The sequence below is a fragment of the Microcystis sp. M015S2 genome (assembly GCF_020245945.1).
Lineage (GTDB): Bacteria > Cyanobacteriota > Cyanobacteriia > Cyanobacteriales > Microcystaceae > Microcystis.
In genome coordinates, this window is record NZ_JADBTX010000049.1 from 51,466 (window position 1) to 60,945 (window position 9,480).

At 45.8% G+C, this 9,480-nt stretch carries 8 protein-coding genes and 1 pseudogene; 2 read left to right on the top strand and 7 right to left on the bottom strand.

The genetic code is table 11. The features are described 5' to 3' along the window. Positions 1 to 154: 154 nt before the first annotated feature. From argB to IM473_RS10180, 7 genes and pseudogenes are all read right to left on the bottom strand, one after another. Entirely contained in the window at positions 155 to 1,042 is an 888-nt protein-coding gene (gene argB / locus IM473_RS10150; protein WP_287659679.1) for an acetylglutamate kinase, read from the bottom strand. A gap of 79 nt (positions 1,043 to 1,121) precedes the next feature. Then, complete coding sequence (locus IM473_RS10155; RefSeq protein WP_287659678.1) at positions 1,122 to 2,345, bottom strand: M20 family metallopeptidase; 1,224 nt, start codon at positions 2,343 to 2,345, stop codon at positions 1,122 to 1,124. Between the two features lie 94 nt (positions 2,346 to 2,439). After that, positions 2,440 to 2,756, bottom strand: a pseudogene (locus tag IM473_RS10160) (HNH endonuclease); the annotation flags it as partial. 549 nt (positions 2,757 to 3,305) lie between these two features. Beyond that, positions 3,306 to 3,863 (bottom strand): 50S ribosomal protein L25/general stress protein Ctc, encoded by a 558-nt coding sequence (locus IM473_RS10165; RefSeq protein ID WP_287659677.1) that lies wholly within the window; start codon positions 3,861 to 3,863, stop codon positions 3,306 to 3,308. 27 nt (positions 3,864 to 3,890) lie between these two features. After that, positions 3,891 to 5,234: an adenylosuccinate synthase gene (locus tag IM473_RS10170; protein WP_287659676.1), complete on the bottom strand. Its 1,344-nt coding sequence runs from the start codon at positions 5,232 to 5,234 to the stop codon at positions 3,891 to 3,893. A 127-nt stretch (positions 5,235 to 5,361) separates the two neighbouring features. Then, a complete protein-coding gene (locus tag IM473_RS10175; RefSeq protein WP_002759244.1) occupies positions 5,362 to 5,529 on the bottom strand; it encodes a hypothetical protein in 168 nt (55 codons plus the stop codon). Between the two features lie 60 nt (positions 5,530 to 5,589). Then, positions 5,590 to 6,753 (bottom strand): LptF/LptG family permease, encoded by a 1,164-nt coding sequence (locus tag IM473_RS10180; RefSeq protein ID WP_287659675.1) that lies wholly within the window; start codon positions 6,751 to 6,753, stop codon positions 5,590 to 5,592. Between the two features lie 207 nt (positions 6,754 to 6,960). On the opposite strand from IM473_RS10180, the gene IM473_RS10185 reads away from it, so the two are divergent. Together IM473_RS10185 and IM473_RS10190 are read left to right on the top strand one after the other, a co-directional pair. Next, positions 6,961 to 8,013 (top strand): dipeptide epimerase, encoded by a 1,053-nt coding sequence (locus IM473_RS10185; protein WP_287659674.1) that lies wholly within the window; start codon positions 6,961 to 6,963, stop codon positions 8,011 to 8,013. Then, a complete protein-coding gene (locus IM473_RS10190; RefSeq protein ID WP_287659673.1) occupies positions 8,006 to 9,049 on the top strand; it encodes an N-acetyltransferase DgcN family protein in 1,044 nt (347 codons plus the stop codon). Before IM473_RS10185 ends, IM473_RS10190 begins: the two co-directional genes overlap by 8 nt. Positions 9,050 to 9,480: the final 431 nt, after the last annotated feature.

The following is a 9,480-nucleotide window of genomic DNA, read 5'->3' on the forward strand; positions in this document are numbered from 1 at the left end:
TGAATACTTCAGATTTTGCGCTTCCCGACTAAACTAACTCAAGACTAAGACTTTTGCCATTACAAAGGAGCGAGAAGCGCGTTTATTAACTTATTTGTACACCAGATCTCTGGTTTTAGGCAAGTCTTTTTGAGCAAAAGTACGGTAATTACTACTATAGATTAGTATAACCGGAAGCCACAATCATGGAACCGATGCCTCGATCGGTGAAAATTTCCAGTAAAAGGGCGTGGGGAAGACGACCATCGATAATATGAGCGGCCTGAACTCCCTGGGCCAGCGATCGCACACAGCAGCCTACTTTGGGAATCATCCCGCCGGCAACGATGCCTTTTTGAATCAACTCCCGGGCCTGTTGGATATCCAATTTAGCCAATAAAGTGGAAGGATCCTTGTAATTCTCTAAAATTCCGGCTGTATCGGTCATCAAAATCAGTTTAGCTGCCCCTAAAGCCGCCGCTATTTCTCCGGCTACCGTATCGGCATTGATATTATGAGCCTGGCCGGTTTCATCGGCGGCCACACTGGAAATCACGGGAATATAGCCACTATTGACCAAGGATTCGACAACGCTAGTATCGACACCGCTGACTTCTCCCACAAAACCAATGCCCTCTTTCCCCACGGGACGGGCAGTGATCAGATTACCATCCTTACCGCATAATCCTACCGCTTTACCGCCAGCTTGATTGATCAGGGCCACAATTTCTTTATTGACGCGCCCCACCAGCACCATTTCTACCACATCCATGGTGGCGGCATCGGTGACGCGTAAACCGTCTTTAAATTGGGGTTCAATGCCTAATTTATCCAGCCAACTATTGATTTCTGGACCGCCGCCGTGGACAATAACGGGACGAACCCCCACACAGGAGAGAAAAACGATATCTCGCATGACCGTGTCTTTGATATCGCTGTTATTCATGGCCGCGCCACCGTATTTAACCACTACGGTGCGACCGCGAAATTCTTGTATATAGGGTAGGGCTTCGCTGAGGATTTTCACCCGTTGGGTATCGTTTTCGTGGATGTTATTGTTCATGGGTTTTTTTACCTGTCTGATTCAGTGATCAGTTTAGCGGTTTCAGGTTTGACAAAAACTGTTCACCTTGAACGGATTGCTAGAAAGTCTTAGAGTTGCCGAATTTTTCGACGCAACGGACAAAAATCTCGACTCCCATCCCTAAGACTGATTCATCAAAATCAAAGCGGGGATGATGGTGGGGATAGGCTAATCCTAATTCGGGATTGGCAGACCCCAAGAAGAAATAACAGCCCGGTACTTCCTGTAAAAAGAAGGACATATCTTCCCCTCCCAGGGTTTGACATTCGGGAACGATTCCGGCTGGGGTTTCCACCACTTGTGCGGCGATTGCTCGCACTAATTCCGCCATCTGATCATGATTGATTACCGGGGGATACAATTGCCAGTAATCGAATTGATAACTGGCCCCCTGACTTTGGCAGATGCCCGCGATAATTTCTTCCATCCGTTGTCGGAAATAGCCCCCTAACTGGGGATTGAAATAGCGCACCGTGCCACTGAGATTAGCACTATCGGCGATCACGTTTCTAGCGCTTCCCGCTGCTAATTTGCCCACAGTCACCACGGCAGCATCGAGGGGGTTGAGGTTGCGGGCGACGATGGTTTGCAGGGCGTTGACAATTTGGGCCGCCACCAGTAGTGAATCGACGGTTTGATGGGGAATTGCCCCGTGGCCGCCCCGGCCTTGAATCTGGAGATCGAAACATTCCACCGCCGCCATTAAGGCCCCATTTTTCACGCCCACTTTCCCTAAGGGCAGATTATTCCAGAGGTGTAGCCCGATAATTCCCTCCACTTCGGGATTTTTCAGCACTCCCGCTTCGATCATCGGTTTCGCCCCCCCCGGCCCCTCTTCGGCGGGTTGGAAAATAATTTTTACTGTACCCTTGACATCGTGACGGTTTTGTGCTAGGTAAACTGCTGTGCCGAGGGCGATGGCTGTGTGACCATCGTGACCACAGGCGTGCATTTGGCCCGGATGTTGGGAACGATAGGGGACTTGGTTTTCTTCGGCGATCGGTAGTGCATCCATATCGGCACGCAGGGCTAAAACTGGCCCCGGTTGACTGCCTGCGATGGTGGCGACAATTCCAGTGCCAGCGATGCCAGTTTGATGGTCAATTCCATATTTAGTCAGGGTTTGACTGATTAAGGAGGCGGTGAGGTGTTCTTGAAAGCCTAGTTCTGGTTTTTGGTGTATTTGTCGGCGCCAGTGAACCAATTGCGGCTGCAGGCAACGAATAGCAAGGCGAATTTGAGGGCAATTTAAGCTATTAGGAACGGGAAAGGAGGAAATCATCGGGTTCGGGCGGCTAGATTTTTTGATCATTAGGGGTCGAGAAGATCGTCACCGACCTCCCCTCCCATTCAGAACCGTGCATGAGATTTTCACCTCATACGGCTCCTAAGTTTGACTGTTCCCTTGTTAAAGATACAGCTTGACATCCTTTGGTTAACTGTGTATTATCTAGATTGACAAAATCTTCGTGGGATGTCAATCAAGATGGTTCTAGGCTTCGATCAGATGTAGTAGTTGAAGGTTTTTATATTCATCCTTTCCGCCTAAGCTTAGAGGGTGAATGTGGTCAACTTCGATTAAGTCCAATGGGGTGAAATACTGCCCACATCGGCTACATCGTCTTTCTTTTCCGTTGCTGAGTTTAACCGTACCCGGTCTAAAGTGGTTTCTCAGCTTTTCATAGTTCGCTTTTGGCTCTTCTCGGTTCTGTGTGATCAGTTTAACTTACAATATGATCGATCGATCTTTGTGTCCTTTGTGTCTTTGTGGTTCGTTCCACTCCCTCGCTTGGGGTATTTTAAAGGTCTGTGTAAGTGAAAATCCAATTTCCTTACTTTTCCCCTTTATTCTTTTTGAACGCAGTGTATCAACCTCTTTTCACTGCTGATAATTAACGATGGTTCAGGTCGGACATTCGGAACCCAGCCTAATCATGGATGGTTGGCAGTGGTCTCGTTTCTGGTGTTAGGTTACACCTCGGAGCCTTCCGTTCCCCGCTTCAATTCCAGAGTTGTGATTTCTGAAACTGGGGGTGGCTATCGCCGTTACTCTCAACTTGTAAAGATTTATTACAAGTGTATTGACCTTGAGTCCCCTTTACTAAACGTCGGGACAGATAAACAGTTATAAGGTTGGTCAAGGTTGACCTTTTAGATTCAGTCAAGGGACTGAAGACCTTACTAGGCGGTTATTTTGGGGATTTAAACCCTATTTCATGCCCAAACGTTTCGCACAATGAATTTACCGTTTAGCGGCAACAATGGCAAAAACGGTGGTATGGGGATCGTCTTTTAAAGTCACCCCTTCCGGCATTTTTAAATCACCCACGAGCAGGGATTGCCCCACACCGATCTCCGAAACGTCAAATTCGATCACTTCTGGGATATTATCAGCAGTACAGGAGACATTAACTTCGTTGACGAACTGTTCGATTAAACCGCCCTGTTTGGTTCCGATCGCTTCTCCCATGGCTTTAATGGGAACAACGATATCGAGCTTACCGTGGGCAGACACCGAGAAGAAACTGAGATGATAGAGATTTCTTTTCCAGGGATGAGATTGCACCTCTTGGATCAAAGCCTTTCCCGTCCAGGGCATTTCGGGAACATTCACATCTACCAAGGTATTATTTACCGAGGCTTTTTTCAGTAGGGTTAAGGCCGCTTTTTCTCCCACCACGAGGGAAACCGATTCCGTGCCGTTGTGGCCGTAGAGAACCGCTGGGATCAAACCCTGACGACGTAGGGCCCTGGGGTTAATATTTTCGGGTCTTTTTTGACATTCAACGCTAACTTGCATAGTTGACTAATCCTCTTTAGCAATGATTTAAAATTCGTGATTATCCCAAGGTGAGCCATTTTCGTCCAAAAGAGCGCGTTTTGGCCCGTGAATGGGGTCTTCAACGATGATGGTTTGGTCGCGACTAGCTCCTAGGGAGATAATCGCGATCGGTACTTCCATGATCGCCCCCAGGAATTTTAGATAATCGAGGGCCTGTTTGGGCAGGTCTTCCAGACTCCGACAATCGCTGGTGGGTTGTTGCCACCCCGGCATCGTTCGGTAAATCGGTTGACAACGGGCAAATTCCGCCGCGCTGCTGGGTAAATGGCGACAGGTTTGGCCGTCCAATTGGTAGGCGACACAGACTTTGATTTCCTCTAGGGTATCGAGAACATCTAATTTGGTAATCGCTAGACAGTCTAAACCATTGATTCGCACCGCGTAACGACCGATAACCGCATCAAACCAACCGCAGCGACGACGACGACCGGTGGTGGTTCCGAATTCCGCCCCACGATCGCATAATAACTGCTCGATCTCCCCCTCTAATTCCGTGGGAAATGGCCCTTCCCCCACCCTAGTGGTGTAAGCTTTGGCCACACCGATCACTCGATCGATTACCGTCGGACCGATACCAGAACCCACACAAGCACCCCCAGCGATCGGATTGGAGGAGGTAACGTAGGGATAGGTTCCGTGATCGAGGTCGAGTAAGGTGCCTTGGGCCCCTTCAAAAAGAATATTCTTACGCTTGCGGATTGCTTCGTAGATTTTTAGGGAACTATCGACCACATGGGGACGCAGTATCTCGGCATATTCTAGGTATTCCTCGATCACCGTCTTCGCATCTAAAGGCGGTAAGTTATATAACTTTTCTAAAATGACGTTTTTATAATTGATCGTCCATTCTAGTTTTTGCCGCAGATTCTCGGTATTCATCAAGTCGATGACTCGAATGCCGATGCGCTCGGATTTGTCGGCATAGGTGGGGCCGATACCCCGTCCCGTGGTGCCGATTTTATATTTACCCCGTTTTTCCTCGGATGCTTGATCGAGCAGCCGATGATAGGGCATAGTGACATGAGCCGTTTGCGAGATATAGAGATTGTCGGTGGTGACATTGAGGGCGTGTAATTGCGCCATCTCTTTGAGTAACACCGAGGGATCTATGACTGTTCCTGAGCCGATTATACATTCCGTATCTGGGTAGAGAATCCCAGAGGGAATTAGATGGAGTTTGAACGTTTGCTCCTCGACGACGACGGTATGACCCGCATTTACGCCACCTTGAGAACGCACCACCACATCCGCCGATCGACTCAGCAGATCCGTGATTTTTCCTTTTCCTTCGTCGCCCCACTGAGCGCCGATTACAATAACGTTAGCCAAGGTATTTTAGTCTAGCTAAAGTTCACACAAACTACTATTATCCCTCTTGGCGAATACAACTGTCAAGTTATCTCTCTTAGCTAATTGTGGGGAGAAGGCGAGGGGAAAACTCGCCTATTTTCAGGGTTTATTGACCTTCCCGACTGATTTGACGCTCGATAGTTTCGATAGCGGCATTTAATCCCGCTAGACGGGTTTCGAGGTCATCGCGCATCCATTTGAGGAATGTTAATTTACGCTCTTGACATTCTTGGCGGGAAGTGCTGCCACAAGTGTTGAAGAAGAAGGGAAACATAGACTAAGAGGCCTGCTATAACTCTACGTCTCCTATCTTGACGAAAATTTTTAAAAAAGTCTAACCGTTAAGTCGCCATAATAACCACAGACCTAAACCAAAACCGAAAAAGTTAGGCAGCCAGGCAGCTAGGAAGGGGGAGAGGGTGGCGGTTAGTCCCAAGCTGCCCACTAAGAAGTTGAAAAGATAGTAGAGAAAAACAATGGCGACACTGAGACCGAAACTGGTTCCCCGACCGATTCTTTGCGGTAGAGAACCCAAGGCACAGCCGATGGTAGCAAAGACGATACAGACAAAGGGAAAGGCGATTTTTTGCTGGATTCGCACTTGAAAAAACCTGACTCTCTTATCATCGCCACTGAGTTTGAGCAGTTGCACATATTCGAGCGCCTGTGGTATGTTCATCTCGTAGGGATCGCGGCTTTGACGAGCAAAATCGAAAGCGGAACGAGATAAAGCGATTTTTTCGGCTTTAAAGGGGATAACTTGGCTATAGGAGGCGTTAGGGGGGGTTAATTCATAGATAATGCCGTTAAAAAAGTCCCAGACGTTATCGACGGCATTCCAACGGGCCGAATCGGCGATAATAATTTGATTTAATTCTTGTTTTAGCCAACGGATAACGGTGACGGTTTTCATCTTTTCCCCGTCAAATTGTTCGGCATAAAATAAACTTCTTAAATTGCGATTAATCGTACCATTTTCTAGGGTTTTTATTTCATAATCGGGATAATAAAAATCTTTATTCTTCCAAAAACTTGCTTCTTTATTAATTTTCTGCACTAAAATTTCTGTGGCTCGATAATTAGCATTGGGAACCACATATTCATTTAATAAAAATGTCACAATTGTAACTATTAAACTCAGGCAAAAAGTGGGTATAAAAAGACGATAAAGAGTGACTCCACAGCTTTGCAGGGCAACGGTTTCGCTATCACTACTTAAACGTCCGTAGGTGATTAAAGTGGCCAGCAAAAGAGAAACCGGCAGGGAATAAGTGACAAATTCTGGCACTTTTAACAGGAGAATTTCTAGGGCCGAAGCGAGGGGTAGATTCGCATCAACTACCTGATTAGCCAAATCGGAAAGATTGCCGATCGCTACTCCCAAAGAGGCAAATAAACCAACACTAAATAAAAATGGCGGTAGTAGTTGGCTGATCAGATAGCGATCAATGAGGGCAATACCTCCATTTACCCAGTAAGAAATCTTTTTCTTAATCATTGATTTTGGTTAACTCACTCCTCTTTCATCCCATTTCCTAACCCGCAGCCGTCTTGCTTACACCTTCGGTTAGCCTATCATATTTTGTCTTTGACGAAAAACACCGCCGGAAGTTGTATGATGGCGGGGAGAGTGGACAGAAGTAAGGATTTGGGCAAGTGTAGATAATTTTTCTGTTCCTATTCCCCGATCATCCCCAGGTGAATTATGCTGCTAAACTGGCAAACTTTTACTATTCATAAACGAGTACCTTTAACAATTAGTCGCGGCACTACCAGCAAAAATACTAATATCTGGCTGAAAATTAGCGAGGAAAATATCGAAGGTTGGGGAGAGGCATCCCCTTTTGATATTACCAGCGAGGAGAAAAAACCCGATAAAATCCTGCAAGAATTAAACTCGATCGCTCCTATTTTACAATCTTTTCACCCCTGTCAACGCCAAGAAATTGAAAAAATTTTATGGCAAAATCAGATATCTTCGGCTACTCGTGCCGCTATTGACACGGCACTGCACGACTGGTTAGGCAAAAAAGCTAATTTACCTCTCTGGCAAATTTTTGGACTCGATCGCTCTTTAATTCCGCCAGTTTCTGTTACTATCGGTTTAAATTCTCCAGAAAATGTGCAGAAAAGGCTGTTAGATTGGCTAGAAATCGGCGATTTTAGCTTATTAAAGGTCAAATTAGGCTCACCGGACGGTATAGAAGCCGATCGAGCTATAATTCTGGCTATTAAAGAAATTGTCCCCCATTTGCCCCTAACTGTCGATGCTAATGGTGGTTGGCAATTTAGGGATGCGGTGAAAATGTGCCAATGGTTAGAGGAAAAAGGCGTTATTTATGTGGAACAACCCCTATCCGTGGGACAAGAACGAGATTTAATTGATTTATACCAAAAATCGCCCCTACCTATCTTCGTCGATGAAAGCTGTTTTTCTAGTCAAGATATCCCGAAACTGGCCGATCGAGTCCACGGCATTAATATTAAACTAATGAAAGCTGGCGGATTAGCCGAAGTGCAAAGAATGATTCATGTTGCCCAAGCTTGCCGACTGCAAATTATGTTCGGATGTTACTCTGACAGCAGTTTAGCCAATACTGCCATAGCACATCTTAGCCCGCTTGTCAACTATCTTGACCTAGATAGTCATTTAAATTTACGCGATGATCCCTTCGCGGGATTAAGCTTAGAAAAGGGACGTTTACAACCAAATAATTCACCCGGTTTGGGTGTTAGTTTACGGATAAAAGATGACTAATTATTTGACTCCTGACAAGAAAGTAGCGATTCTTCTCCACGAGGGAATCAAAGGAACTCGCGGCAAAACCGGATTAAGTTATCTGCGTTACGCGAAAGCGCAGGTAGTGGCGATTATTGACGCAGAAAGCGCCGGCAGCACCTTAAAAGAAGTGGCCGGAATCGATCGCCCCTTGCCGATTGTTGCTAGTGTTAGGGAAGCTTTAACCTATCATCCCGATACTCTGTTAATTGGCATCGCACCTTCAGGAGGCATTTTACCCCCCCATTGGTTAGAAGAAATCAAAGAGGGGGTAAAGGCAGGGTTATCCCTCGTTAATGGTCTCCATACACCCCTAAAACCCCTTTTTCCTCAGCTTAAACCGGATCAATGGATTTGGGATATCCGTCTGGAACCCCAAGGTTTAAAAATTGGGCAAGCGCGGGCGAAAAATTTAACCTGTCAGCGTATTTTAACCGTAGGCACGGATATGAGTGTGGGCAAAATGTCCACTAGCATCGAATTACATCGGGCAGCCCAAGAAAAAGGGCTAAAATCGCAATTTTTAGCCACTGGACAGGGGGGAATTATGATCGCGGGGAAGGGTGTACCCTTGGATGCGGTGCGCGTCGATTATGCTGCTGGTGCGATCGAGGCTTTGGTGTTAGAATCGGCGGAAAATAACGATATTTTGTTTATTGAGGGTCAAGGCTCTCTTTTACACCCCGGTTCGACTGCTACCTTGCCCTTAATGCGTGGCAGTCAACCAACGGGGTTAATTCTCGTCCATCGCGCTGGACAAATTCATATCAATGATTTACCCGATATTCTCATCCCTCCCCTAACAGAAGTGATTAAACTCTACGAAATGACTGCCAGCGCCGGGGGAAGTTTCGGGGAAGTGAAGGTAAAGGGGATTAGTTTAAATACTTTTCATCTTAGTCCGGAGGCGGCAGTTAAAGCTATAGAAACCGTGCAGGAGGAAACGGGGTTATTTTGTACCGATGTTGTTCGTTTTGGCGGTCAAGGGTTATTATCAGTGATCAGTGATCAGTAAACAGTTATCACTTATCACTTCAATCACAGTTCATCACATAATTAGTCTCAACTGTGATTGGAATGATTGAATGAATACTATGATTATGTTGTATTCAGTAACCTTTTATCAATAATCAATCATAGTCCATCGCATAATTAGTCTCAACTGTGATTGGAATGATTGAATGAATACTATGATTATGGCCAATTCAAGTCTGAATTTGCGTATGTTGTATTCAGTAAACTTTTGTCAATAATCAATCATAGTCCATCACATAATTAGTCTCAACTGTGATTGGAATGATTGAATGAATACTATGATTATGGCCAATTCAAGTCTGAATTGGCGTATGTTGTATTCAGTAACCTTTTATCAATAATCAATCATAGTCCATCGCATAATTAGTCTCAACTGTGATTGGAATGATTGAATGAATACTATGATTATGG

Excerpts from the sequence above, each read along its gene's own strand:
- argB (WP_287659679.1), bottom strand. The coding sequence starts at position 1,042 with ATGAACAATAACATCCACGAAAACGATACCCAACGGGTGAAAATCCTC.
- IM473_RS10155 (WP_287659678.1), bottom strand. The coding sequence starts at position 2,345 with ATGATTTCCTCCTTTCCCGTTCCTAATAGCTTAAATTGCCCTCAAATT.
- IM473_RS10165 (WP_287659677.1), bottom strand. The coding sequence starts at position 3,863 with ATGCAAGTTAGCGTTGAATGTCAAAAAAGACCCGAAAATATTAACCCC.
- IM473_RS10175 (WP_002759244.1), bottom strand. The coding sequence starts at position 5,529 with ATGTTTCCCTTCTTCTTCAACACTTGTGGCAGCACTTCCCGCCAAGAA.
- IM473_RS10180 (WP_287659675.1), bottom strand. The coding sequence starts at position 6,753 with ATGATTAAGAAAAAGATTTCTTACTGGGTAAATGGAGGTATTGCCCTC.
- IM473_RS10185 (WP_287659674.1), top strand. The coding sequence starts at position 6,961 with ATGCTGCTAAACTGGCAAACTTTTACTATTCATAAACGAGTACCTTTA.
- IM473_RS10190 (WP_287659673.1), top strand. The coding sequence starts at position 8,006 with ATGACTAATTATTTGACTCCTGACAAGAAAGTAGCGATTCTTCTCCAC.